The organism is Sinorhizobium chiapasense, assembly GCF_036488675.1.
In the GTDB taxonomy this organism is placed as follows: Bacteria; Pseudomonadota; Alphaproteobacteria; order Rhizobiales; family Rhizobiaceae; genus Sinorhizobium; species Sinorhizobium chiapasense.
Window position 1 is genome coordinate 2,864,501 of the sequence record NZ_CP133148.1, and the last position, 23,956, is coordinate 2,888,456.

General features: G+C 62.1%; 19 protein-coding genes. 8 read left to right on the top strand and 11 right to left on the bottom strand.

The window, feature by feature from the left end:
- The first annotated feature begins 44 nt into the window (after positions 1-44).
- Positions 45-1,562, top strand: coding sequence for a DEAD/DEAH box helicase (locus RB548_RS13850; protein ID WP_331371867.1), 1,518 nt, complete (start codon positions 45-47; stop codon positions 1,560-1,562).
- 164 nt (positions 1,563-1,726) lie between these two features.
- Here RB548_RS13850 and RB548_RS13855 read toward each other — a convergent pair whose 3' ends face one another.
- Both RB548_RS13855 and RB548_RS13860 read right to left on the bottom strand, forming a co-directional pair.
- Positions 1,727-2,650 (bottom strand): DMT family transporter, encoded by a 924-nt coding sequence (locus tag RB548_RS13855; RefSeq protein WP_331371868.1) that lies wholly within the window; start codon positions 2,648-2,650, stop codon positions 1,727-1,729.
- A 129-nt stretch (positions 2,651-2,779) separates the two neighbouring features.
- Complete coding sequence (locus tag RB548_RS13860) at positions 2,780-3,241, bottom strand: GyrI-like domain-containing protein (protein WP_331371869.1); 462 nt, start codon at positions 3,239-3,241, stop codon at positions 2,780-2,782.
- A 265-nt stretch (positions 3,242-3,506) separates the two neighbouring features.
- Here RB548_RS13860 and RB548_RS13865 point away from each other — a divergent pair, with 265 nt between their 5' ends.
- The 3 genes from RB548_RS13865 to RB548_RS13875 are packed head-to-tail and all read left to right on the top strand — an operon-like array spanning position 3,507 to position 6,712.
- The gene (locus RB548_RS13865; RefSeq protein ID WP_331374969.1) at positions 3,507-4,901 is read left to right on the top strand and encodes a circularly permuted type 2 ATP-grasp protein; all 1,395 of its coding nucleotides are present in this window, start codon (positions 3,507-3,509) and stop codon (positions 4,899-4,901) included.
- Between the two features lie 4 nt (positions 4,902-4,905).
- The gene (locus RB548_RS13870) at positions 4,906-5,847 is read left to right on the top strand and encodes an alpha-E domain-containing protein (RefSeq protein ID WP_331371870.1); all 942 of its coding nucleotides are present in this window, start codon (positions 4,906-4,908) and stop codon (positions 5,845-5,847) included.
- 16 nt (positions 5,848-5,863) lie between these two features.
- Entirely contained in the window at positions 5,864-6,712 is an 849-nt protein-coding gene (locus tag RB548_RS13875) for a transglutaminase family protein (protein WP_331371871.1), read from the top strand.
- Between the two features lie 168 nt (positions 6,713-6,880).
- Here RB548_RS13875 and araD read toward each other — a convergent pair whose 3' ends face one another.
- From araD to chvE, 6 genes are all read right to left on the bottom strand, one after another.
- Positions 6,881-8,626 (bottom strand): L-arabinonate dehydratase, encoded by a 1,746-nt coding sequence (gene araD / locus RB548_RS13880; RefSeq protein ID WP_331371872.1) that lies wholly within the window; start codon positions 8,624-8,626, stop codon positions 6,881-6,883.
- 103 nt (positions 8,627-8,729) lie between these two features.
- Positions 8,730-10,163: an aldehyde dehydrogenase family protein gene (locus tag RB548_RS13885; protein WP_331371873.1), complete on the bottom strand. Its 1,434-nt coding sequence runs from the start codon at positions 10,161-10,163 to the stop codon at positions 8,730-8,732.
- 76 nt (positions 10,164-10,239) lie between these two features.
- Positions 10,240-11,235, bottom strand: a complete 996-nt coding sequence (araD1, locus tag RB548_RS13890) for an AraD1 family protein (RefSeq protein ID WP_331371874.1) — start codon at positions 11,233-11,235, stop codon at positions 10,240-10,242.
- 154 nt (positions 11,236-11,389) lie between these two features.
- Positions 11,390-12,604, bottom strand: coding sequence for a multiple monosaccharide ABC transporter permease (gene mmsB / locus RB548_RS13895; RefSeq protein ID WP_331371875.1), 1,215 nt, complete (start codon positions 12,602-12,604; stop codon positions 11,390-11,392).
- The gene (mmsA, locus tag RB548_RS13900; protein WP_331371876.1) at positions 12,604-14,139 is read right to left on the bottom strand and encodes a multiple monosaccharide ABC transporter ATP-binding protein; all 1,536 of its coding nucleotides are present in this window, start codon (positions 14,137-14,139) and stop codon (positions 12,604-12,606) included. Before mmsA ends, mmsB begins: the two co-directional genes overlap by 1 nt.
- Positions 14,140-14,236: 97 nt before the next feature.
- On the bottom strand, positions 14,237-15,304 hold the full coding sequence (gene chvE, locus RB548_RS13905) for a multiple monosaccharide ABC transporter substrate-binding protein (RefSeq protein ID WP_331371877.1): 1,068 nt from the start codon (positions 15,302-15,304) through the stop codon (positions 14,237-14,239).
- A gap of 268 nt (positions 15,305-15,572) precedes the next feature.
- Between chvE and RB548_RS13910 the strand changes: the two genes are divergently transcribed.
- Positions 15,573-16,556 carry a LysR family transcriptional regulator gene (locus RB548_RS13910; RefSeq protein WP_408642374.1) on the top strand — a complete coding sequence of 328 codons (984 nt, stop codon included), beginning with the start codon at positions 15,573-15,575 and terminating at the stop codon, positions 16,554-16,556.
- A 107-nt stretch (positions 16,557-16,663) separates the two neighbouring features.
- Complete coding sequence (locus RB548_RS13915) at positions 16,664-17,119, top strand: hypothetical protein (protein WP_331371878.1); 456 nt, start codon at positions 16,664-16,666, stop codon at positions 17,117-17,119.
- Positions 17,120-17,122: 3 nt separating this feature from the next.
- On the opposite strand, the gene RB548_RS13920 is transcribed toward RB548_RS13915, so the two are convergent.
- A complete protein-coding gene (locus RB548_RS13920; protein WP_331371879.1) occupies positions 17,123-17,353 on the bottom strand; it encodes a hypothetical protein in 231 nt (76 codons plus the stop codon).
- Positions 17,354-17,702: 349 nt separating this feature from the next.
- Here RB548_RS13920 and iolG point away from each other — a divergent pair, with 349 nt between their 5' ends.
- A complete protein-coding gene (gene iolG, locus RB548_RS13925) occupies positions 17,703-18,695 on the top strand; it encodes an inositol 2-dehydrogenase (protein WP_331371880.1) in 993 nt (330 codons plus the stop codon).
- A gap of 64 nt (positions 18,696-18,759) precedes the next feature.
- On the opposite strand, the gene RB548_RS13930 is transcribed toward iolG, so the two are convergent.
- Together RB548_RS13930 and RB548_RS13935 are read right to left on the bottom strand one after the other, a co-directional pair.
- Positions 18,760-21,099 (bottom strand): bifunctional diguanylate cyclase/phosphodiesterase, encoded by a 2,340-nt coding sequence (locus RB548_RS13930; protein WP_331371881.1) that lies wholly within the window; start codon positions 21,097-21,099, stop codon positions 18,760-18,762.
- A 175-nt stretch (positions 21,100-21,274) separates the two neighbouring features.
- Positions 21,275-22,483 (bottom strand): ROK family transcriptional regulator, encoded by a 1,209-nt coding sequence (locus RB548_RS13935; RefSeq protein ID WP_331371882.1) that lies wholly within the window; start codon positions 22,481-22,483, stop codon positions 21,275-21,277.
- A 344-nt stretch (positions 22,484-22,827) separates the two neighbouring features.
- Here RB548_RS13935 and xylF point away from each other — a divergent pair, with 344 nt between their 5' ends.
- The gene (gene xylF, locus RB548_RS13940; protein WP_331371883.1) at positions 22,828-23,868 is read left to right on the top strand and encodes a D-xylose ABC transporter substrate-binding protein; all 1,041 of its coding nucleotides are present in this window, start codon (positions 22,828-22,830) and stop codon (positions 23,866-23,868) included.
- Positions 23,869-23,956 lie beyond the last annotated feature (88 nt).

Consider the following 23,956-nt stretch of genomic DNA (forward strand, 5'->3'; position numbering starts at 1 on the left):
GCGATTCCGGCGAATGTGTTTGGCGTCCCCGAAAGGTATATCCATTGTCCACATTCAAAGAGCTTGGCCTCTCCCAGCAGATTTTGGCGACGCTTTCCGCCAATGGCTTTGAGAAGCCGACGCCCATTCAGACGCAGGCCATTCCCGTCGTCCTCAAGGGTCACGACCTCATCGGTCTCGCCCAGACCGGGACCGGCAAGACGGCCGCCTTCGGCCTGCCCATGATCGAGAGGCTGGTTGCCGATGGCAAGCGCGCCGACCCGCGCAATATCCGCGCGCTCGTTCTTGCTCCGACCCGCGAACTCGTCAATCAGATCGCCACCAACCTCAAGGTCTTCGTCAGGAAGACACCGCTCAAGATCGGCGTCGTCGTCGGTGGCGTCTCGATCAACAAGCAGACCGAACAGCTCGCCCGTGGCGTCGACATCCTCGTCGCGACTCCAGGTCGCCTGCTGGATCTCGTCAACCGCAAGGCGGTGACGCTCACTCAGGGTCGCTATCTCGTGCTCGACGAGGCCGACCAGATGCTCGATCTCGGCTTCATCCACGACCTGCGCAAAATCGCGAAGCTCGTGCCCAAGAATCGCCAGACGCTGCTTTTCTCGGCGACCATGCCGAAGCAGATCGCCGAACTCGCCGGCGAATACCTGACCGATCCGGTCAAGGTCGAAGTCACCCCTCCGGGCAAGGCCGCCGACAAGATCGAGCAGTACGTCCACTTCGTGCCCGGCAAGGACCTGAAGACCTCGATCCTCAAGCAATCGCTTTCCGACAATCCCGATGGCCTTTCGCTCATCTTCAGCCGGACCAAGCACGGCGCCGAGAAGCTGATGAAGCATCTGGACCACGTCGGGTTCAAGGCCGCGTCGATCCATGGCAACAAGAGCCAGGGCCAGCGCGAGCGTGCGCTGAAGGCCTTCCGCGACGGTGAAATCCGCGTGCTCGTTGCGACCGATGTCGCCGCCCGCGGCATCGACATTCCGGGCGTCACCCATGTCTACAACTACGACCTGCCGGAAGTCCCGGACGCCTACGTCCACCGCATCGGCCGCACGGCCCGCAACGGCCGCGACGGTATCGCGATCGCCTTCTGCACCCCGGACGAAATCCGCCTGCTCCGAGACATCGAGAAGCTGATGGGCATCCAGATCGCCATCGCCAGCGGCGAGGCACCGGCCGACCAGGCGCGTCCGTCCAAGGGACGCGGCGGTCGCGGCAACGGCCAGCGTCACGGCAACGGTGGCGGCCACCGACAGGAAGGGCGTCCGCAGCGCGAACGTCCGGCGCGCGAGCCGGCGTCAGCCCCGTCGAGCTTTGCCGGCGACGATCTGCTGCGCGAGGAACGGCGTCCGCAAAAGCACGACCGCCGCGATCAGCGCCAGCCGGGCCACGGCCATCATGACGGCCGGTCGGAAGGCAATCGCAACCACGAAGGCCGCAAGCACCACGGCCGTCCGGGATCGAAGCACGAGGGCCGGCACCACCGCGACGGGCAGCCCGGCAAGCGCCATGAAGGCGGCCGCGGAAACCGTCGCACCGACAACGGTGTTCGCCAGGGCTGACGCCTGCGCGGCGTAGCTCAAAAATGCCAAGTGCGATCGCGGAACTTCTGCGGTCGCGCGCTATAATACGGCCTCGCTCCGAAGGCTATCTCGACAGCGGGACAAAGCTTCAAGAATGCCCCGCAGTTTCACTACTTTGACGGCAAAACTTCTGGACCGGCGACCTAACCGGCGGCGGCACTGCCGGCCCGATCGCCGGACGGCGCCGGGCGAGCGGTCTTCCGGTTGGTAAGATAGACCCCGGCCACGGCGATGATCGTGCCGACGATCATCGGCAGGGTCAGGGCCTCGCCGAAGAAGAGCGCCGCCTGGACGGCCGCAAGCGGCGGCACCAGATAGATCAGCGACGCGGCCCGCGAGACCTGGCCACGACGGATGAGATAGAGCAGGAGCGCGATCGCGCCCATTGAAAGGCCAAGCACCGACCAGGCCAGCGCGCCGACAAGCTGCAGGTTCCAGGTGACGTGCAGGTCCTCAAGCGCGAGCGCGAGGGGAACGGTGACGATCAGGGCGCCGGCATATTGCAGCGTCGCGATGGCACGGATGTCTCCATTCTGAAGATGCCGTTTCTGGTAGAGCGTGCCGTAAGTGACGGCCGCCATGCCAAGGACGTTGACGACGACGGGCAGGATCTCGATCGGCGTCGCGGCGGTATCGATCGCCACCATTTTCGGCAGCACCGCGAGCGCAATGCCGAAAAAGCCGAGCACCAACCCGACCTGCTGCTGCCGGGTCAGGTTTTCGTTGATCAAGAGCGGCGCAACGGCCGCGGTCATCAATGGCTGCAGCCCGGCGATAATGCCGGAAATCGCTGCCGGAACGCCCTGCCCGATCGCCCACCACACGGCGCCCAAATAGAGCCCGTGGAGAAACATCCCCGACACAATGGCATGACCGATCGTCGCCCAGGAGCGCGGCCAGCGAGCGCCCGTTACCACGCAGAAGCCGATGAAGAGCAGGATCGCGAAGGTGTAACGCAGCACGAGAAAAGTCAGCGGATCGGCGAAAAAGGCCGCATATTTGGCGACGACCCAGCCGGTGGACCAGAGCAGGACGAAGATGGCCGGGGCCAAACGGGCAAGCGTCATCGGTTTTTCCATGGCTGGGCACGACTGCGGCGGATTAGTCGCGTGCCGGAGGTCGCGGGCTGATACGAGCACGCACGCCGATAAAGCGCATGCGGCAATCGGTCAAAGCAATTTTTCTGATGCTCACCATCAGCGAATCGGAACCATCAGCCTGAGCGACGAGGTCGCGGGCGAAACGAACCCGGCCTCGTATTCCTCACGATAGTGGAAATGGGTCGTATCGATGGCGTGCCCCTCGGCGGCGATCCAGTCGAACATCTTGCGGTAATCCACGAAGACATCCGAGCTCTCGGGACGATGGATCATCGTTACCAGACGCATGGCCGGCAGTTCCACATGCTGCGGCTGGGTGAAGGTCTTGTCGTCTTCGCCCACGTAGCCGACGAGATAACGAAAGCCGTCCGACCGATCATTCCAGGAGAGACCGATGAGCGCCGAATGATCTTCGGGATAAGCGCGCCGGCGATGCTCCTGCGTCTCGGCGATCAGGCGGCGAACCGCACCGTCTGCCGCCTCGACAAAGGTGCCCTCCCAGAGGTGACCCGTGATCCTTTGCGCCGGGCGCTCCACGATTTCGAACGCTATCACCATCTCGCTTCCTCCCATCGCCTCGCGCCGAATGCTCAAATTTCAAGCACCTGCCGATTTCCTAGTGCACATGGAGAAGTCGCGCGGGAACCGGCAGCCCGCTGCGGCGGATTTCGGCCGCTCGCGACCGCGTGAGCCACGCGCCGAAGGACATCGAAGGCCGTTCCAAGAATTCTTGATCCGCGAATGTGCACGCTTCTTGCATTGCATCAACCATTGTACTCAAATGGTCAAAAATAAGGGGACCACGCCTTTGGCATTTGACGAAATGATGAATGCGGATAGCAGTCCGCGCCAGCCATATTCGACCTACAATGAATGGTATGCCAGCCAGGACAGAAATCGCCTCATAGCGAAATCAAAGGAAGCTGAGAACATCTTCCGCAAAACAGGCATCACCTTCGCGGTCTACGGACACGCAGACTCCTCCGAAAAGCTCATCCCCTTCGACCTCATACCCCGCATCATTTCCGGCCGAGAATGGCGCAAGCTGGCGCAAGGCATCGAACAGCGGGTGATCGCGCTTAACGCCTTCCTCGACGACATCTACCATAAGCAGGAGATCGTCCGCGCCGGCCGCATCCCGCGCGAGCTGATCGAGAAAAACGATGCCTTCCTGCCGCAGATGATCGGCTTCAGGCCACCGGGCGGCGTCTACACCCATATCGTCGGCACCGACATCGTGCGCACCGGCGAAGACCAGTTCTACGTGCTCGAGGACAACGCCCGCACGCCGTCCGGTGTCAGCTACATGCTGGAAAACCGGGAAACCATGATGCAGATGTTCCCGGAACTCTTTCACCAGAACCGCGTGCGGCCGGTCGAGAACTATCCCTACCTGCTTCGCCAGAGCCTCGCCTCGCTGGCGCCGCCCGGCTGCAGGGGCAGGCCGCGTGTGGCTGTGCTCACTCCCGGCATCTACAACTCCGCCTTCTACGAGCACGCCTTCCTTGCGGACATGATGGGCGTCGAACTGGTGGAGGGCTCGGACCTGCGCGTCATCGACGGCAAGGTGAAGATGCGCACGACGCGCGGTTACGAGGCGATCGACGTGCTCTACCGCCGCGTCGACGACGACTTCCTCGATCCCCTCACTTTCCGCGCCGATTCCGCCCTCGGCATTCCCGGCATCATGGATGTTTACCGGTCCGGCAACATCACCATCGCCAACGCGCCCGGTACCGGCATTTCCGACGACAAGGCGATCTATTCCTATATGCCGGAGATCGTCGAGTTTTATACCGGCCGCAAACCCTTGCTCGAGAACGTGCCGACCTGGCGCTGCTCGGAGCCGCAGAGCCTCAAATACGTGCTCGAACACATCGAGGAACTGGTGATCAAGGAAGTCCACGGTTCCGGCGGCTACGGCATGCTCGTCGGCCCGACGGCAACCAGGAAGGAGCGGTCCGCCTTCGCCGAGAAGCTGAAGGCGCGCCCCGGCAACTACATCGCCCAGCCGACGTTGTCGCTCTCCACCGTTCCGATCCTCGTCAACAAGGGCATCGCTCCTCGCCATGTCGACCTGCGTCCCTACGTCCTCGTCTCCGACAAGGTGCAGATCATTCCCGGTGGCTTGACGCGCGTCGCGCTGAAGGCCGGCTCCCTGGTGGTCAATTCCAGCCAGGGCGGCGGCACCAAGGACACCTGGGTACTGGAGGACTGACGCGATGCTGGGAAGAACTGCGAACGGCCTCTACTGGATGTTCCGCTATATCGAGCGCGCGGAAAACAGCGCCCGCCTGATCGATGCGGGCCTGCGCATGTCGCTGACCCGCAGCGAAGCGACCGAGGACGACTGGGACGGTGTGCTGCAGAGCGCCGGTGTGCGCGAGCTCTATGACGAGGTGCACGAGACGCTGACGAGCAGCGATGCCATCGACTTCCTGCTTCGCGATCGCGCCAATCCGTCGAGCGTCATGTCCTGCATCGAGGCGGGCCGCCACAATGCCCGCATGGTTCGCACGGCCCTCACGCGCGAGACCTGGGAAGCGATCAACGAATGCTGGATCGAGATGAAGGCGATGCTGGCGAAGAAGGCGCGGCCCGCCGATCTGCCCGAGATCATCGATACGATCAAGCGCCGCGCCGGTCTCATCCGCGGCGCCTTCCACGGCACGATGCTGAGGAACGAGATCTTCAACTTCTCGCGGATTGGAACCTTTATCGAGCGGGCGGACAATACGGCGCGTATTCTCGACGTGAAATATTACGTTCTGTTGCCGGCCGTCGCCGCCGTTGGGTCGTCGATGGACAACGTACAGTGGGAATCGATCCTGCGCTCCGTCTCAGCCCATCGCGCCTATGGCTGGGTCTACGACGCCGAACTCAGGCCGGCGAACATCGCCGACTTCCTGATCTCCAACGGACGCATGCCACGGTCGCTCGCCTATTGCTACGAAAAGATCGTCAGCAATCTCGGCTACCTCGCGCGTGAATACGGCGAGACACATGCGGCACATCAGACTGCCGAGCAGACACTTACGGCGCTCCGCAGCCGATCGATGAACGACATCATGGATCAGGGGCTGCACGAATATCTCGAGGAGTTCATCAGCGACAACAACCGTCTGGGCCAGGAAATCTCCGACGGCTATCGGTTCTATCACTGAGCTTCAGGAGAAGAACATGCACCTGAAAATCAGCCACACGACCGAATATCATTACGATGAACCAGTACCGTATGCCCTGCAGCGGTTGCGGCTGACGCCGACGACACAGGTGGGCCAAACCGTCCTGAACTGGGAGACCCGCGTCGAGGGAGCGGCCGTCGAAGTGTCCTACGACGACCACTTCGGCAATCGCACACACCTCGTCAGTGTCGAGGGAGACCGCAAGGCCATTCGGATCGTCGCGAGCGGTGAAGTGGAGACGGACGATCGCGCCGGCGTTTTCGGCCCGCATCACTCCTTCGTGCCGCTATGGCTCTATGCGCGCGAAACTCCGCTCAGCAAGCCGGGCAAGCTGATCCGCGATCTCGCGAAATCTGCCGAAGGCGATACCGACCTCGAGCGGGTGCATTCGCTGATGACGCTGATCCACGAAACGGTCGAATACAGGCCCGGCGACACGCAGACCGGGACGACCGCCGAAGAAGCGTTGGAGCGCGGCAAGGGCGTCTGCCAGGATCACGCTCATATCCTGATTTCCGCCGCCCGCACGCTCGGCCTTCCCGCCCGCTATCTTTCCGGCTACCTGATGATGGAAGGCCATCCGGAACAGACGGCGAGCCACGCCTGGGCGGAGGTCCATCTCGCTGGCCTCGGCTGGGTCGGCTTCGACGCCGCCAACAAGATCTGCCCGAACGACCGTTATGTGCGCGTCGCTTCGGGCCTTTGCTACCGCGATGCCGCGCCGATTTCCGGGCTGGTGCATGGCGCCGCCAGCGAGACGCTTAAAGTGGCCGTGACGGTAGAACGGCAAGGGCAGACGCAAAGCCAGAGTCAGGGGGAGCAGAGCCAGACGCAGAGTCAGTAGACGTTTTTCGCCGTCGGGGGCTGCCCCTCATTCGGCCTGCCGGCCACCTTCTCCCCGCAAGCGGGGCGAAGGAGACTCCTGGCGCCGCCTCAGTCCCCTCTCCCCGCCCGCGGGGAGAGGGTTAGGGTGAGGGGTAAATGCGGGGCAACCGCCCTCCGCCAACCCCAATCAATGGCTGTCGCGGTCCATCGGGATGCGGTCGCCGCGTGCCCCTACGAGGAAGTCGAGGTCGGCGCCGGTGTCGGCCTGCATCACCGTCTTGATGTAAAGCCCGCCATATCCGCCCGTAAGCGGCTTGACCGGCGACACCCAAGCCATTCTGCGGCGGGCAAGCTCCTCATCCGACACGTCGAGGTGCAGTGTGCGGTTCGGGATATCGACTTCGATCAGGTCGCCGTTTTGGACCAGCGCCAAAGGTCCTCCTTCGGCCGCCTCCGGAGCGGTATGGAGAATGACGGTGCCGTAAGCCGTGCCCGACATGCGCGCATCGGAAATGCGGATCATGTCGGTGATGCCCTTCTTCAGAACTTTGGGCGGTAGGCCCATATTACCGACCTCGGCCATGCCCGGATAACCCTTGGGGCCGCAATATTTCAGCACCATGATGCAGTTCTCGTCGATGTCGAGATCTTCGCGGTTGATACGCGCGTGATAGTCCTCGATGCTTTCGAAGACGACGGCGCGGCCCTTGTGCTGCATCAGGTGTGGCGATGCGGCCGAAGGCTTCAGCACGGCGCCTCTTGGGGCGAGATTGCCGCGCAACACGGCGATGCCGCCCGACTTCGTCAGCGCCTGTTCGCGCGGCAGGATCACGTCCTCGTTGTAGTTCACGACGCCCTTCACGTCGTTCCAGATCGTGTCGCCGCTCACCGTAATGGCGTCGTTGTGCAGAAGCCCCATCTCGGCCACGGCCTTGATCACGACCGGCAGGCCGCCGGCGTAGTAGAACTCTTCCATCAGGTACTTGCCCGACGGCTGCAGGTTGACGATCGTCGGCACGTCGCGACCGAGCCGATCCCAGTCGTCGAGCGAAAGGTCGACGCCGATGCGGCCGGCAAGCGCGAGCAGATGCAGGACCGCGTTGGTAGAGCCACCGACCGCGCCGTTGACGCGGATGGCGTTTTCGAAGGCCTGCTTGGTGAGGATATCGGAAGGCTTCAAATCCTCCTTGACCATCTCGACGATGCGGCGACCGGTGAGCTGAGAAATTACCCGGCGGCGCGCATCGACGGCGGGGATGGCGGCGTTGCCGGAGAGCGTCATGCCGAGCGCCTCGGCCATCGACGCCATGGTCGAGGCCGTGCCCATGGTCATACAGCTTCCGGCCGAACGGGCCATGCCCTGCTCGGCGTCCATGAACTCTTCCAGCGTCATCTCGCCGGACTTGACCATCTCGGAGAACTGCCAGACGGCGGTACCGGAACCGACGTCCTTGCCGCGCCATTTGCCGTTGAGCATCGGTCCGCCGGAGACGACGATCGCCGGAATATCGACGCTCGCCGCCCCCATCAGAAGACTGGGCGTGGTCTTGTCACAGCCGCCGAGCAGCACGACGCCATCGACCGGATTGCCCCGGATCGATTCCTCGACGTCCATGGCCGCGAGGTTGCGGAACATCATGGCCGTCGGCCTGAGCGTGCTTTCGCCCGTCGAGAAGACCGGGAATTCCACTGGGAAGCCGCCCGCCTCGTACACGCCGCGCTTTACGCGCTCCGCAAGGTCACGCAGATGCGCATTGCAGGGAGTGAGCTCGGACCAGGTGTTGCAGATGCCGATGATCGGCCGACCGTCGAAGGTATCGGCGGGTAGCCCCTGGTTCTTCATCCAGGAGCGATGCATGATGGCATTCTTGCCCGTACCGCCGAACCATTCCTGTGAACGGAGTTTGCGCGGCCACTCAGCTTTCTTCTTCATCGTTTCCTCTTTAACCCCGCATGTCAGCGGGCGAAATCACGTGGGCTTGAGAGCGGGATGAGGAAAGTGTGCGCGGTTTGCGCCCGCATCCCGCTCTAACTCTTCAAGCCAGCGTGTAGGCTGTCTTGACGGTTGTGTAGAATTCGGCGGCGTATTTGCCCTGTTCGCGCGAACCGTAGGACGAGCCCTTGCGGCCGCCGAACGGCACGTGGAAATCGACGCCGGCGGTCGGCAGGTTGACCATCACCATGCCGGCCTCGGCATTGCGCTTGAAATGCGTCGCGTGCTTGAGGCTGGTGGTGGCGATGCCGGAGGAAAGCCCGAACGGGGTGTCGTTGGCAACGGCCAGCGCCTCGTCGTAATCCTTCACCCGGATCACCGCCGCGACCGGACCGAAGATCTCCTCGCGGGAAATCCGCATCTGATTGGTCGCCTCGGTGAACAGCGCCGGCTCAAGGTAGAAGCCGGGCGTGTCGCGCGAGATCAGCGCGCCGCCGAAGGCGAGCCTGGCGCCCTCGTTTTTGCCGATGGCGATATAGTCGGTGTCCTGGTTCAACTGACCCTGATCGACGACCGGGCCGATATGGGTGCCGGCCTTCAAGGCGTCGTCGATGACAAGGCCTTTCATCCGCTCGCCCATCGCCGCGACGAACTTGTCGTGGATGCCTTCGGTGACGATCAGGCGCGACGAGGCGGTGCAGCGCTGGCCGGTCGAGAAGAAGGCGGAATTGACCGCCGCCTCGACGGCAACCGAAAGATCGGCATCGTCAAGCACGACGAACGGGTTCTTGCCGCCCATTTCCAGCTGGAATTTGCGATTGTGCTCGACGGAGGCGGCGGCCACGCGCTTGCCGGTGCCGACGGAACCGGTAAAGGTGATCGCCTGAATATCGGGGCTGTCGAGCATCGCCTGACCGACGACCGAGCCCTTGCCCATGACGAGGTTCAACACACCCTTCGGCAGGCCGGCACGGTGAAGAATGTCGACGATCGCCCAGGAGCAACCCGGCACCAGTTCGGCCGGCTTGAAGACGACGGTGTTGCCATAACAAAGCGCCGGCGCGATCTTCCAGGCGGGAATGGCGATCGGGAAATTCCACGGCGTGATGATGCCGACGACGCCGACCGGCTCGCGGGTGATCTCGACGCCGATATTCGGCCGGACCGACGGGATGACCTCGCCCGCCAGCCGCAAGGCTTCGCCGGCGAAGAACTCGAAGATCTGGCCGGCCCGCACGGTCTCGCCGATGCCTTCGGCGAGCGTCTTGCCCTCCTCGCGCGACAGGAGCCGCCCGAGTTCGTCCTTGCGCGCGATAATCTCGTCGGCGGTCTTCTTCAGGATCGCGTGGCGCTCGAGGATGCCGGAGCGCGACCAGGCCGGAAAGGCCGCCTTTGCAGCCGCGATCGCCGCCTTCGCATCATCGGCGCTGGCGCGGGCATAGTCGCCGATGACATCGTTGGTGTTCGACGGATTGATGTTGGCAACACCGTCGGTACCGACCCATTCGCCGGCAATCAGGTTCTGGTGAAGTGTCATGGGCCTTTAAGCCTCCTTGTCTTCTTGACGCAACAACCGGCCGCCCGTCGCGGCCTCCGGCTGCCGTAGAGATATATCAGAGTTGGCGTATGACGATCTCTTCCTCTGCGGCAATCGTCAGCGGATTGCGCAGCGGCAGGCCGAATTCCCCGGCCTCGATCTCGAATACGTCGCCCTCCTCCGTGCGGATGCCGTCACCGAAGGAAAGCGTCGCCGTGCCGAACATGTGCACATGCACGTCACCCGGCACACGGAAAAGACCATACTTGAAATGGTGATATTCGAGGTTGGCGAAGCTGTGGGACATGTTGGCCTCGCCGGAGAGAAACGGCTTTTCCCACAGCACTTCGCCACTCCGCAGGATGCGCGACGTCCCACGGATATCTTCCGGCGCCGCGCCGATGCGAATTTCCGGCCCGAAGCTCGCCTGGCGCAGCTTCGAATGGGCGAGCCAGAGATAGTTGACCCGCTCGGTCTTGTGATCGGAAAACTCGTTGGCGACGGCAAAGCCGAGGCGATAGGGCACACCCCTGTCGGAGATGACATAGATGCCGGCCATTTCCGGCTCCTCGCCGCCATCTTCGGCAAAGGCGGGCGACGTCAGCGGCTGACCCGGGGCGACCGCAGCGACACCGTTGCCCTTGTAGAACCATTCCGGCTGAACACCCTTTTCACCCGGCTTCGGCTTGCCGCCCTCAAGTCCCATGCGGAACATCTTCATCGAATCGGTCAGCGTCTCTTCTGCTGCCTCGGTGGTCTTTTTGTGCATGGCGTCGCGGGTCGCTGCCGATCCGAGATGGGTCAAGCCGGTGCCGGTCAGATGAAGGTGCGCCGGATCCGGATGAGTGATCGGCGCCAGCATCCGCCCTTCGGCATAGGCCTCTTCGAGATCAATCGTTTCGCCGAGACCCTTGGCGTCGATCACCGCCTTGAGGCTCTTGCCGTCGTTGGCCGCTTCCATCGCCAGCGCGTAGACGCTTTCCGCTCCCTTGACGACGCGCGCCACTTCGCCCGGCGCCCGTACCGCGACTGCAACCGATCCGTCTTGCTTCCTGACCTGAGAAATCAGCACGTTCCTGTCCTTCCTAGTCGAGTTGGCTTTAGCGAGCCCCTCCTCGAGGAAAGGCAATGCGTCGCCCTGAGGGTGGCTCGCACCACCCACCTACGGCAGCCCAGAAGGGCCGCCCGTTCATAGTGTTGACCTTGGGAGCAGACCGGAAAACCGATCAGCCCTTGCCCTTGTTCTTGTTGTAGACGTCGAAGAACACGGCTGCGAGCAGCACGAGGCCCTTGATAAGCTGCTGGTAGTCGATGCCGATGCCCATGATCGACATGCCGTTGTTCATCACGCCCATGATGAAGGCGCCGATCACTGCGCCGGTGATTTTGCCGACGCCGCCCGATGCCGAGGCTCCGCCGATGAAGCACGCCGCGATCACGTCGAGCTCGAAACCGACGCCTGCCTTCGGGGTGGCCGAGTTCAGACGCGCCGTGATGATCATGCCGGCGAGTGCGGCGAGCACGCCCATGTTCACGAAAGCGTAGAACGTCAACCGCTCGGTGTTGATGCCGGAGAGCTTGGCAGCCTTTTCGTTGCCGCCCATCGCATAGATCCGCCGGCCGATCGTCGACCGCGCCGTGATGAACGTATAGGCGGCGATCAACACACCCATGATGATGAGCACGTTCGGCAGGCCGCGATAGGTCGAAAGCTGGAAGCCGATGAACAGGGCGACAACGCCGATAACCGCCATCTGCACCGCAAAGAAGACGAAAGGCTCGTTCTCCGTGCCATGCTGCTCGTTGATGCGGCGATTGCGCAGGCCGGCAAAGATCGCGTAGCCGACAAGCGCCAGCACCGCCACCAGCGCCACCATGTTCTTGATGATCTCGGGGCTCGGGTTGATGAAGTAAAGAAAATCAGGAACGAAGCCAGTCGAAAGAATCTGGAAATCCTTTGGGAACGGCCCGATCGGGCGTCCACCGAGGACCACGTAGGTCATCCCGCGGAACACCAGCATGCCGGCAAGCGTGACGATGAAGGACGGGATTTTCTGGTAGGCCACCCAATAGCCCTGCGCCGCCCCCATGATGCCACCGACGACAAGACAGGCGGGAACAACGACAAAGGCCGGCAGACCCCATTTGACCAGCATGATCGCCGAGATCGCGCCGATGAAGGCGACGATCGAGCCGACGGAAAGGTCGATGTGCCCGGCGACGATAATCAACAACATGCCCAGCGCCATGATGACGATGAACGAGTTCTGCAGCACCAGATTCGTGATGTTGACGGGCCTGAAGAGAACGCCGTCGGTCACGAACTGGAAGAACAGCATGATGATCACGAGCGCGACCAGGAGGCCGTATTCGCGGATGTTATTCCTGAGATAGTCACCGATCGACGGTTTGGTGGTGTGGGTGCTCGTATCGGCGACCATTAGTGTTTCTCCCCTGAACGCATGATGGCGCGCATGATGGATTCCTGGCTCGCTTCCTCCTTGGAAAGCTCTGCCACAATGCGCCCTTCGTTCATGACATAGATGCGATCGCAGGTTCCGAGCAGTTCCGGCATCTCCGACGAGATCATCAGGATGCCTTTGCCCTCGGCCGCGAGTTGGTTGATGATGGTGTAGATCTCATACTTCGCGCCGATGTCGATGCCGCGCGTCGGCTCGTCGAGTATGAGAACCTCGGGGTTGGTGAACAGCCACTTGGACAGCACGACCTTCTGCTGGTTGCCACCCGAGAGGTTCACCGTCTCCTGGTAGATCGAATGCGAGCGGATACGGAGCTTCGCGCGATAGTCCGCAGCGACCTTTCTCTCCTTGCGCTCATCGATGACGCCGTTCGCCGCGACCGCGCTCAGGTTGGCAAGCGTCGTGTTGTCCTTGATGTTGTTGATCAGCACGAGACCGAGCTGCTTGCGATCCTCCGTCACATAGGCAAGGCCCGCCTTGATCGCGCGGGGGATCGTGCTCACGTCCACCGGGGTACCGCGCATGGTCACTTCACCGGTGATCTTGTGTCCCCATGACTTGCCGAAGATGCTCATCACTGTTTCGGTGCGGCCAGCACCCATCAGCCCCGCGATGCCGACGACCTCGCCGGCGCGAACGTTGAAACTGACATCGTGCAGGAACTGGCGGTCGCGGTGATGCTGATGGAAGACGTTCCAGTTCTTCACTTCGAGCAGCGTCTCGCCGATATTCGGTTCGCGCGGCGGGTAGCGATCTTCCATCGCGCGCCCGACCATGCCCTTGATGATCCGGTCCTCGCTGATGTCTTCCTTCTGACAGTCGAGTGTTTCAACCGTGCCACCGTCGCGCAGGATGGTGATTTGGTCGGCGACCTTCTTAATCTCGTTCAGCTTGTGCGAGATGATGATCGAGGTCATGCCCTGCTTGCGAAACTCCATGAGCAGCTTCAGAAGCGCGTCGGAATCGGTCTCGTTGAGCGAGGCGGTCGGTTCGTCGAGGATCAACAGCCGAACCTTCTTGGAAAGCGCCTTGGCGATTTCCACCAGTTGCTGCTTGCCGACACCGATATCGGTGATGAGCGTCGCAGGCGGCTCCTTCAAGCCCACCTTCTTCAAGAGTTCTTGCGTGCGGGCAAAGGTCTGCGGCCAGTGGATCACGCCTTTGCTGGCGATCTCGTTGCCGAGAAAGATGTTTTCGGCGATCGACAGCAGTGGAACAAGCGCCAGTTCCTGGTGAATGATGATGATGCCGAGATGCTCGCTGTCCGAGATCGTGCTGAAGCGGCGCACCTCGCCGTCATAATGGATCTCACCCTCGTAGGTTCCGGCCGGATAGACGCCGCTCAGCACCTTCATCAAGGTCGACTTGCCGGCACCATTTTCACCGACGAGAGCGTGAATTTCACCTTCGCGGACCTTGAAGCTGACATTGTCCAGCGCCTTGACGCCCGGAAACGTCTTGGTGATGCCCCGCATTTCCAGAATGATATTGTCCATGTTCAGCATTCCAGCGGCAGTCTGTGAGAGACTACAGACTCCCTTACCCAGAGAAAAGGGTCCGCAACGGATCGCGGACCCTCGATGTTTGACGCAATCAGTTGTTGATCTGGTCTTCCGTGTAGTAGCCCGAGCCGACAAGGATTTCCTTGGCATTGGACTTGTCCACCGCAACCGGCTTCAAGAGATAGGACGGAACGACCTTGACACCGTTTTCGTAGGTCTTGGTGTCGTTCACTTCCGGCTCCTTGCCGTCCATGATCGCGTTGACCATGCCGACGGTGACCTTGGCGAGTTCGCGGGTGTCCTTGAAGACAGTCGAATTCTGTTCGTCGGCGAGGATCGACTTGACCGACGGCAGTTCGGCGTCCTGACCGGTGACTACCGGCATCGGCATGTCGCCGGAGCCATAGCCGACGCCCTTCAGAGCGGAGATGATGCCGATCGAGAGACCGTCATAGGGCGAGAGCACGCCGTCGACCTTGGCATCGGTGTAGGTCGACGAAAGCAGGTTTTCCATGCGGGCCTGGGCGACAGCGCCATCCCAACGCAGGGTGCCGACCTGATCCATGCCCGTCTGGCCGGACTTAACGACGATCTTGCCGCTGTCGATCAAGGGCTGCAGGACCGACATGGCGCCGTCGTAGAAGAAGAAGGCGTTGTTGTCATCCGGCGAACCACCGAAAAGTTCGATGTTCTTCGGCTCGGTCGCGCCGTCGAGCTTCAGGCCGTTGACGAGCGACGTCGCCTGCAGGACGCCGACCTGGAAGTTGTCGAAGGTCGCATAGTAATCGACGTTGCCGGAGTCGCGGATAAGCCGGTCATAGGCGATGACCTTGACGCCAGCGTCATGTGCTTTCTGCAAGATGTCGGACAGCGTGGTGCCGTCGATGGCGCCGATCACGAGGACCTTCGCGCCCTTGGTCACCATGTTCTCGATCTGCGCGAGCTGGTTCGGAATGTCGTCGTCAGCGAACTGCAGGTCCGGCGTGTAGCCGGCTTCCTTGAAAAGCTTCTCCATCGTCTCGCCGTCGGAAATCCAGCGGGTCGACGTCTTCGTCGGCATGGAGATGCCGACCGTGCCCTTGTCCTGTGCGAAGACCGGTGCAGCAAACGACGCGACGGAAATCGCCGCGGCTGCGAGAAGCGAAGTAATCAATTTCATCAGATCTCTCCCTGAGTGTTGAAGCCGGCAGGCCCCGTCATATGCGCAGCGATCCACCGGCGCGGAGAGCTGGTCTCCGGCGGTGGTTCAAGGTGAAGGAAAGCCCTCCCGGCCCCACATACTCCCGCATGCACTGGCGCATCGGAAGGGAAACTGGAATCAAACGACATAACTGTCAAATACAATATCGCTTTGCATGCATATCAAAACTGATATACCACTGCAAAAGAGTGTGATTATTGAAACTTTTCGGAATGGGACCGATGCCGTGACAGTGGACAGCAGGGCGAATGCGACAGGGACGGCGGACGAACTGCTCGATACCGGCCTCCTTCGGTCGGGGCTGAAGATCAATCACCTGAGGCTCATCCTGGCGATCGAGGATCATCGCCGCATCAGCACCGCCGCCGATTCGCTCGGCATCTCGCAGCCAGCAGCGTCGCGCATGCTCGCCGAGATCGAAGCGATCATGAAGGCGCCGATCTGCGAACGCGTGGCGCGCGGCGTCGAACTGACACGTTATGGCGAGGCGCTTGCGCGACGCGCGCGCACGATCTTTCTCGAACTGCGCGAGGCCGCGCGCGAGATCAATGAATTGAAAACCGGCAGCGGCGGCTCGGTATCGTTGGGCTCCGTCACCGGCCCCGCCCTTAACCTCGCCGTGCCCGCCATCCGCCAGGTTTCGACCGCCTATCCGGGCATCGAGATCAATGTGCAGATCGACAACAGCAATGTGCTGACCCGCGAGCTTTTGGCGGCACGCCACGACTTCGTCGTCGGCCGCATCCCGGACGACCTCAATCCGCGTCTCTTCAACATGGTGGAGATCGGTTTCGAGGAAGTCTGCCTGATCGTCCGCGAAGGCCATCCCCTCCTCGACAAGCCACTGGCCAGCGCCGGCGACCTGCCGGGCTACGACTGGGTGTTCCAGCCGCCGGGCACGCTGTTGCGCCGCGCGGTCGAAGACAGCTTCGTCTCCGCCGGCGTCCGGCTGCCGGCAACTGTCATCAACACGTCCTCGATCATCCTGACGCTGTCGATCGTTCGAAACACAAACGCGATTGCGCCGGTCGCCCTCGACGTCGCAAACCTTGTCGCCGGTAACGGGACGCCCGCCGGCGATATTCGCGTGCTGCCGACCCAATTCCCGATACGCATCAAGCCCTACGGTCTCATCACCGCCGAAGGCCGTGCCCTGCCGCCAAGCGCCAAGCTCCTCTACGACCTGATCCTGAAGCAAAGCCGCGCGTGATCAGGCCCGCATAATCCTCACAGGGCAGGATCGCGCAAGATCAGTGCTTCGTTCAATTGGGCGCAAATTGCATCGCCTTGATGAATGCTTTTGGGAGAGGCAACGTCATGTTCGGCATGTCGGTGTTTCAGTCGGTGCTCGAGCGATTGAAGGCGGAGCAGCAGACCGAGGCGTCCAACGAGGACGTCGGGCAGGTATTCCGGCACGGGACGGCACGCCTTTCGCAAGGCTTCATCGTCGACACGTCTTCGGCGGCCGCGGCCGCATTCGATTCGGTGGAGCGTGCTTATCGGGAGCTCACGCCGCCCGAGAGGGCGCACCCACTGGTGATGCCCGATCATCTAAGACGCACCAGTCTTGCCGAGGTCGCGGCCGACCTCGCGCTGCAGGAGCAGGAAACCGTCGCGACGCTCGCTGCCAAACGACGGCGGTTCGCCGCCGCTAACCATCCGGACACGTTAGCGGTCGAATTCAGGGCTAACGCCACCATCCGGATGAAGCTCGCCAACATGCTTATCGACGAAGCGTCGCGAAGGCTGCCGCGCGACAACAGGCCGACATGACCTTCACTTCGAGGCGTCGCCCGCGTCGGTCTTGTCATCGGCCGATGGCTTCGGCTTGAAGAAGATCAGCAGGGCACAGCCTGCATAGGCGGTCACGGCCAGGAAGATCATGCCCCACGTCACCTGGCCATTGCTGAACTCGACCGCCGTCCATGCGGCGCAGGCGGCGACGATCAACAGGCGGATCCACAGGGGCCTGTAAAAAGGGTGATCCGGATCGATGAATTTGAGCATCCTGTCTCTCGGGCCAGCGTGCAAACTGGCTTCCTTGTAGAGGCAAATTGGCCGCTGCTGCAAGTGCGCCGCCACAATCCCGGCCTTGACGACGTGGGCATAAACGGAATAAAAATTCCGAAATTGAGAAATTTGGCCTTTTCATTCCGGCACTCGAAATTGTCGCAAACGAGAGACAGGATCGGAGTGGAGACGAGGGAGAGAGGACACCTCGCCGCGGCGCGCGGGATATCAACCGTCGTTACATGCCTTATGAATGCGCGGGCAATGCCGCCCGCGACGCCTTTGCGCGATGAGCGTCATCATCGCGTTCCCTTCCGGTTGCGACCGGATTTCGAGAGAGACGAACATGACAGTGAGATTTGGTCTTCTGGGCGCCGGGCGCATCGGCAAGGTTCACGCGAAAGCCGTCAGCGGCAATCCTGACGCCGTCCTGGTCGCGGTTGCCGACGCCTTCCCGGCGGCGGCGGACGCCATTGCCAAGGCCTATGGCTGCGACGTGCGCACGATCGAGGCAATCGAAAGCGCGGCCGATATCGATGCCGTCGTCATCTGCACGCCGACCGATACGCACGCCGACCTGATCGAGCGATTTGCCCGCGCCGGCAAGGCGATCTTCTGCGAAAAGCCGATCGATCTCGATGTCGAGCGCGTGAAGGCCTGCCTCAAGGTCGTGTCGGACACCAAGGCCAAGCTGATGGTCGGTTTCAACCGCCGCTTCGACCCGCATTTCATGGCCGTGCGCAAGGCGATCGCCGACGGCCGCATTGGCGATGTCGAGATGGTGACGATCACCTCGCGCGATCCCGGTGCGCCGCCGGTCGACTATATCAAGCGCTCGGGCGGAATCTTCCGCGACATGACGATCCACGATTTCGACATGGCGCGCTTCCTGCTCGGGGAAGAACCGGTTACCGTGACCGCCACCGCGGCGGTGCTGGTGGACAAGGCGATCGGCGAGGCCGGCGACTATGACAGCGTTTCGGTCATCCTGCAGACGGCCTCCGGCAGGCAGGCGATCATCTCGAATTCTCGCCGTGCCACCTATGGCTACGATCAGCGCATCGAGGTTCACGGATCGAAGGGAGTCGTCTCGGCGGAAAACCAGCGCCCCGTATCGATCGAAATCGCGACCGGCGAAGGCTACACGCGTCCGCCGCTGCACGACTTCTTCATGACGCGCTACACCGAGGCCTATGCAAACGAGATCGAGAGCTTCATCGCCGCGATCGAAAAAGGTGCGGAAATCACGCCCTCCGGCAAGGACGGCCTCGCAGCGCTGGCACTGGCCGACGCGGCCGTGAAGTCGGTTGCCGAGAAGCGCCAGGTCAACATCGCCTGACGCCGGCATTTTCGACGAAACATCAAGGCCGGGCTTTGAACCCGGCCTGTTTCATTGGTGAAAATCACGCCTCAAGCCTTTCCAGCGCCGGCTGGGCGGAGCTCGGCGCGCGCCCCGGGCGCCCGGAGAGGAAGCCCTGGATTTGCCGGCATCCCTCTTCGACGATGATCTGCTTCTGCCGCTCTGTTTCGACACCTTCGGTCACCACCGGCAGGTTGAGGCTTTGGCCCAGGGCGATGATCGCGCGGATGATGGCGTGCGCAGCAGGGTCCTTGTCGAGAGCCGCCGTGAAGCTGCAATCGATCTTCAGCTTGTCAAACGGGAAGGTCTGGAGATTGCTGAGCGAGGAATGCCCCGTCCCGAAATCGTCCATGACGATCCGTACGCCAAGGAACCGCAGCCGGACGAGCGTCGCCAACACGTCATTCCTATTGTGCATCAGGGCTGCTTCGGTGATCTCCAGTTCCAGCCGGCGCGGCTCGAGACCGGTGCGCCCCAGGATCCCCTCGATCTGTTCAAGGAGATTGGGAAGCAGAAACTGCACCGGTGATATATTGACTGAAATCGCCAGCGGCTCGTTCCACCGGACCGCCTCAAGGCAAGCTTGCTCGAGTACCCACTCACCGATCTGGATGATCGAGCCGCTTTCCTCGGCAATCGGAATGAAAACACTGGGACTAATAAGACCGCGATCGGGATGCCGCCAGCGCAACAGCGCCTCGTAGCCGACGACCCGATCGTCACGAACGTCGACGAGCGGCTGGTATTCGAGGAAAAGCTGGCGTCTGGCGACCGCGTGCCGAAGGTCATTTTCCATCTGCCGGCGCGTGCGCACCGCTGCATCCATCTCGGCGTCGAAGAAGCAGGCAATGCCCTTGCCGGTCTGCTTCGCCCGGTAAAGCGCCGTATCGGCGTTGTTGCAAAGCCGGTCTGCCGTTATCCCGTCGGCCGGATAGATCGCCACGCCGATGCTGACGCCGACGGCCATCGGGTCGCGGCTGGTGTCCATTTCCTCACCAAAAGATCTGAGAATGCGCTCCGACAATTGCCGCGCTGCTTCCGGTCCGGCGGACGGCTGGATGATCGCGAATTCGTCGCCGCCGAGCCGTGCGATCGTATCGTCTTCCGCGCATGCTGTCCGCAGGATGTCGGCCACCTTGCACAGGATGCGATCGCCTTCTCCGTGACCGAAGATATCGTTGACGGCCTTGAAGCGGTCGAGGTCGAGACAGAGGACGGCCAACGGTTCGTTCCTCGCGCTCGCCACGGCGATCGCCTGCGCCATGCGGCGGTCGAACGAACTGCGGTTCGAAAGGTCGGTCAGCGCATCATGATGCGCAAGGCGCTCGATCGTGCGTTCCGCCTCCTTGCGCTGACTGAGATCGCGCACGAAAATCACGTCGCACTCCCGCCCGCGGTATTCGATCGTGCGGCACATGTATTCGACGGGAATTCGGCTCCCGTCCGCGTGAAGCAATTCGATTTCGCATGATCCGCCGAACGCCCGACGATCCCCCGGCCGCTCCCGATCCTGCGCGAACAGCTCCGCGAGGTTTCTCTTTGCCAGGTCGTTTGCGGTCCGGCCACAAAGGCCGACGAGCCGCTCGTTCACATCGACGATTTCATCGCCGCGGACGATCATCATGCCTTCGAGCGACGCGTTGACGAGGCCGCGAAGATCGGTGAGATGCCGGTCGAGAAAGAGCGCGCCGAAAGCCATCAGGATGAGCGTCGTCGATGCGGCGATCACGCCGCCCGCAAGCCAAGCGGGAGCGAATACGGAGGTGGCGGCAACGCTCGGGTCCGGTACAAGGCCGACACCGCTCATCGACTTGAAGTGCATCGAGCAAATCGCGAAGACGAGCAGGACCGTGCACACGACCAGCCTGCGAACGCCCCGCAGCGTCTGAAACGCATGAAGCGCAACGCCCGCAATCAGCGTGCCCAAGATGACGGCGGTCACAGTCGCTCCAAAATCGAAAACGACCTGCCCTTGCGTTTCGACCGCGCGCATGCCGGTGAAATGCATCGCCGCGATGCCGAGGCCGAGCAGGATGCCGCCGACGGCGAAGGCGCAACGGAAGGTCCCGGCCAAAGCCACGGCGAATGCAATCCAGGACGCAGCGATCGCCACCAGCACCGAGAGCGTCGTGCCTCGGATCTCATAGGCGATCGGCATGCCGCCGTCGTAGGCGAGCATCGCGATGAAGTGTGTTGACCAGATACCGACGCCGGACGCAAAGGCGCAAGCAGCGGCCCAAAGGCGTCGCTGAGCGCCGTCGCTGCGCTGCGCGCGCAGCAGGAGCAGCATCGTGGCGATGCTGCCGGCAAGACAAACGACCGCAGCGACCGCGATCAGTCGCCAGTCATGATCATTGCGTATGCATGCAATCACTGAAAACATGGATGCCCCCTGCCTCAGAGACAGCTTTGCAAGGAGTCTCTAAATAACTGTAAATTGCAAAGGCACCAGAATTCGCCTGCAAGATTTCGCCGGCTATTCAAAGTGCTGCAGCGTCCTTTGCGCGTCTGACAAGACGCGTGGCGCCGTAGCGACGCGGAGGAGACAATGTCCGAACTCAACCATGCCCGGCAGCAATGTCGGCGTCGATCGCGCTCAGTGCGCGATTGAGATGACCGTCGAAAACGAGCCGCTGCTCGTCGGCCGCCACCGCGATTTCCGGCAGTCCTTGCAGGCGGACCTGCAGGGACTGGGCAAGCCCCTCTTCCACGCCCTTATGAAGGAGGTCGAAGTAACGTGTCCCCGGTCCGGTGACGAAGATCGGCATCGGCTCGTAGAGGCTGAGCATGCGGGAAATGCCATTACCGAGAGCGATGCCCGCCTGGCGAAACGCATAGCCGGCCATGCGGTGTCCCTGGCGCGCGCTCGCCGCGATCTTGTCCATCTCCGGCAGCGGCACGAATTTCGCCGGGATCGTGTCGGAAGGCACCTCGAACGCCGTGCGCAGGATTCCGTAGAAACCGGCCGCCGCCTCGATGCAGCCATGGCCGCCGCACCGGCAAAGCCCGGCGGAACTCGTGTGCAGCATGTGCCCGAAATTCGGCGCCGAAACATCGAGGTCGCCGAGGCGCCCTCTCCGCGCAAGGCCGAGACCAATGCTGTGTCCGAGGGATATGGCCGCAAGCGCCCTGAAGTCTTCTCTCCCCTCCTCGGCCCGGACGGCAAGCGCCTGGGCAACCAGCAGCGTCTCGTTGCTGAGCATGATTTTGGCGCGCCAATCCGGGCGCAGCAGCTCTTCGAAATCGAGTTCTTCACGGCCGAAAACCGGCGACCAGATCAGTCGCGCTCCATCGGCGGCAACAAGGCCCTTGCTGCTGATCGAAATGGCAAGCACGTCTTCCTTGGTGATGCGGGAGCGCTGGAGCAACCGTTCAAGCGCGGCGGCAAATATCTGCCCGAAAGCGGCCGCGCCCCTAAGATCGTGATTTCTCGCCTCCTCGAACCGATCGAGCAGAGTGCCGCCATAGTCGGCAAGCGAATACTGGACGATATCGGACGAAATGCGCACGACGATCACGTGGCCGCAGTCGCGCCTCGGCGTGAAAAGCACGCGCGGCCGGCCACGGCCGCCCTGAACGTGCTGCTCGCTCCTGCCAATGATTCCGGCGCGCTCCAGTTCCGCGGTGATGGCCGAGACGGTGGCCGAGGCGAGAGCGGTTTCCGACGCGATTTCGGTGTGGGACAAGGAACCCTTCCGGCGGAGCGCCGCAAGGACAAGCGTGCTGTTTTGCTGACGTACAAGTTCAGTGCTGGACTTCGTCAGCATTACACGTCCCTGTCGATGGCGGGTCCTTCAGCCCCATGCTTCCTCCAAAGCATCTGTTGAGCGGCAAGACAAGACGCCCTGCATGTTTCCTTGGATCGAAGCCGGCTTATGGATGAAACATACAGCATTTCAATGTGCTACAGCGATTTTTACGCTTCTCGGAAAAGACGCATGGCGCTGCACGGGGCCTTGTTGACAGCCTGCTAAAACTCTGACATTTATTTTCTCGACTGTCGAGAAAAAAGTCCGCACTGGTTGCGGCGGGTCTGCGACAGCACTTCACGGTTGGCCGAGGAGGCGTGCGGGAGGTTCGCGCGCACGGCGCAACCACTTGGGAGGATGAAATGAAATCCGTTTTGAAGTTGATGGCGGGGGCTGCCATCATCGCGTCCATGCATTCGGCGGCGATCGCCAAGGATCTTGTCGTCGGCGTTTCCTGGTCGAACTTCCAGGAAGAGCGTTGGAAAACCGACGAGGCCGCCATCAAGGCCGCGCTTGAAGCTTCCGGCGACAAGTATATCTCCGCCGATGCCCAGTCTTCTGCCGCCAAGCAGCTGACCGACATCGAATCGCTGATCGCGCAGGGCGCAAACGCCTTGATCGTGCTCGCCCAGGATTCCGACGCAATCGCCCCGGCGATCGAAAAGGCCACCGCAGAGGGCATCCCGGTCGTCGGCTACGACCGCCTGATCGAGAATCCGGCCGCCTTCTACATTACCTTCGACAACAAGGAAGTGGGCCGCATGCAGGCCCGCGAAGTCTTCAAGGTGAAGCCGGAAGGCAACTTCGTCTTCATCAAGGGCTCCTCGTCCGACCCGAATGCCGACTTCCTCTTTGCCGGCCAGATGGAAGTGCTGAAGGAAGCGGTTGACGGCGGCAAGGTCAAGAATGTCGGCGAGGCTTACACTGATGGCTGGAAGCCGGAAAATGCCCAGAAGAACATGGAGCAGTTCCTGACCGCCAATGACAATAAGGTCGACGCGGTCGTCGCATCGAACGACGGCACGGCCGGCGGCGCGATTGCCGCACTTTCGGCACAGGGTCTTGCGGGCTCCGTGCCGGTATCCGGACAGGACGGTGACTTTGCGGCGCTCAACCGCGTCGCGCTCGGCTCCCAGACGGTTTCCGTCTGGAAGGACGCGCGCGAGCTCGGCAAGAAGGCCGCCGAAATCGCTTCGGCGCTCGCCGCCGGCAAGACGATGGACGAGATCGAGGGCGTTCAAACCTTCAACGGCGGACCGAAGGGCGTTGCCATGAAGTCGGTCTTCCTGGCACCGCTCGCTATCACCAAGGACAATCTGAACGTCGTCATCGACGCCGGCTGGATTTCCAAGGACGCGGCCTGCCAGGGCGTTGCTGCCGGCGCCATCGCCGCGTGCAACTGACGGCTCGGCATTTGAATTGACCTCAAGACGCCGCAACGTGACCCGTTGCGGCGTTTGCTTGAGGTCGGGACGGTCTTGCATGCGGGTG

What these genes read in the sequence shown, in the direction of transcription:
- RB548_RS13855 (WP_331371868.1), bottom strand. Translation starts at nt 2,650, where the DNA reads ATGACGCTTGCCCGTTTGGCCCCGGCCATCTTCGTCCTGCTCTGGTCC.
- RB548_RS13860 (WP_331371869.1), bottom strand. Translation starts at nt 3,241, where the DNA reads ATGGTGATAGCGTTCGAAATCGTGGAGCGCCCGGCGCAAAGGATCACG.
- RB548_RS13865 (WP_331374969.1), top strand. Translation starts at nt 3,507, where the DNA reads ATGATGAATGCGGATAGCAGTCCGCGCCAGCCATATTCGACCTACAAT.
- RB548_RS13870 (WP_331371870.1), top strand. Translation starts at nt 4,906, where the DNA reads ATGCTGGGAAGAACTGCGAACGGCCTCTACTGGATGTTCCGCTATATC.
- RB548_RS13875 (WP_331371871.1), top strand. Translation starts at nt 5,864, where the DNA reads ATGCACCTGAAAATCAGCCACACGACCGAATATCATTACGATGAACCA.
- araD (WP_331371872.1), bottom strand. Translation starts at nt 8,626, where the DNA reads ATGAAGAAGAAAGCTGAGTGGCCGCGCAAACTCCGTTCACAGGAATGG.
- RB548_RS13885 (WP_331371873.1), bottom strand. Translation starts at nt 10,163, where the DNA reads ATGACACTTCACCAGAACCTGATTGCCGGCGAATGGGTCGGTACCGAC.
- mmsB (WP_331371875.1), bottom strand. Translation starts at nt 12,604, where the DNA reads ATGGTCGCCGATACGAGCACCCACACCACCAAACCGTCGATCGGTGAC.
- mmsA (WP_331371876.1), bottom strand. Translation starts at nt 14,139, where the DNA reads ATGGACAATATCATTCTGGAAATGCGGGGCATCACCAAGACGTTTCCG.
- chvE (WP_331371877.1), bottom strand. Translation starts at nt 15,304, where the DNA reads ATGAAATTGATTACTTCGCTTCTCGCAGCCGCGGCGATTTCCGTCGCG.
- RB548_RS13915 (WP_331371878.1), top strand. Translation starts at nt 16,664, where the DNA reads ATGTTCGGCATGTCGGTGTTTCAGTCGGTGCTCGAGCGATTGAAGGCG.
- RB548_RS13920 (WP_331371879.1), bottom strand. Translation starts at nt 17,353, where the DNA reads ATGCTCAAATTCATCGATCCGGATCACCCTTTTTACAGGCCCCTGTGG.
- iolG (WP_331371880.1), top strand. Translation starts at nt 17,703, where the DNA reads ATGACAGTGAGATTTGGTCTTCTGGGCGCCGGGCGCATCGGCAAGGTT.
- RB548_RS13930 (WP_331371881.1), bottom strand. Translation starts at nt 21,099, where the DNA reads ATGTTTTCAGTGATTGCATGCATACGCAATGATCATGACTGGCGACTG.
- RB548_RS13935 (WP_331371882.1), bottom strand. Translation starts at nt 22,483, where the DNA reads ATGCTGACGAAGTCCAGCACTGAACTTGTACGTCAGCAAAACAGCACG.
- xylF (WP_331371883.1), top strand. Translation starts at nt 22,828, where the DNA reads ATGAAATCCGTTTTGAAGTTGATGGCGGGGGCTGCCATCATCGCGTCC.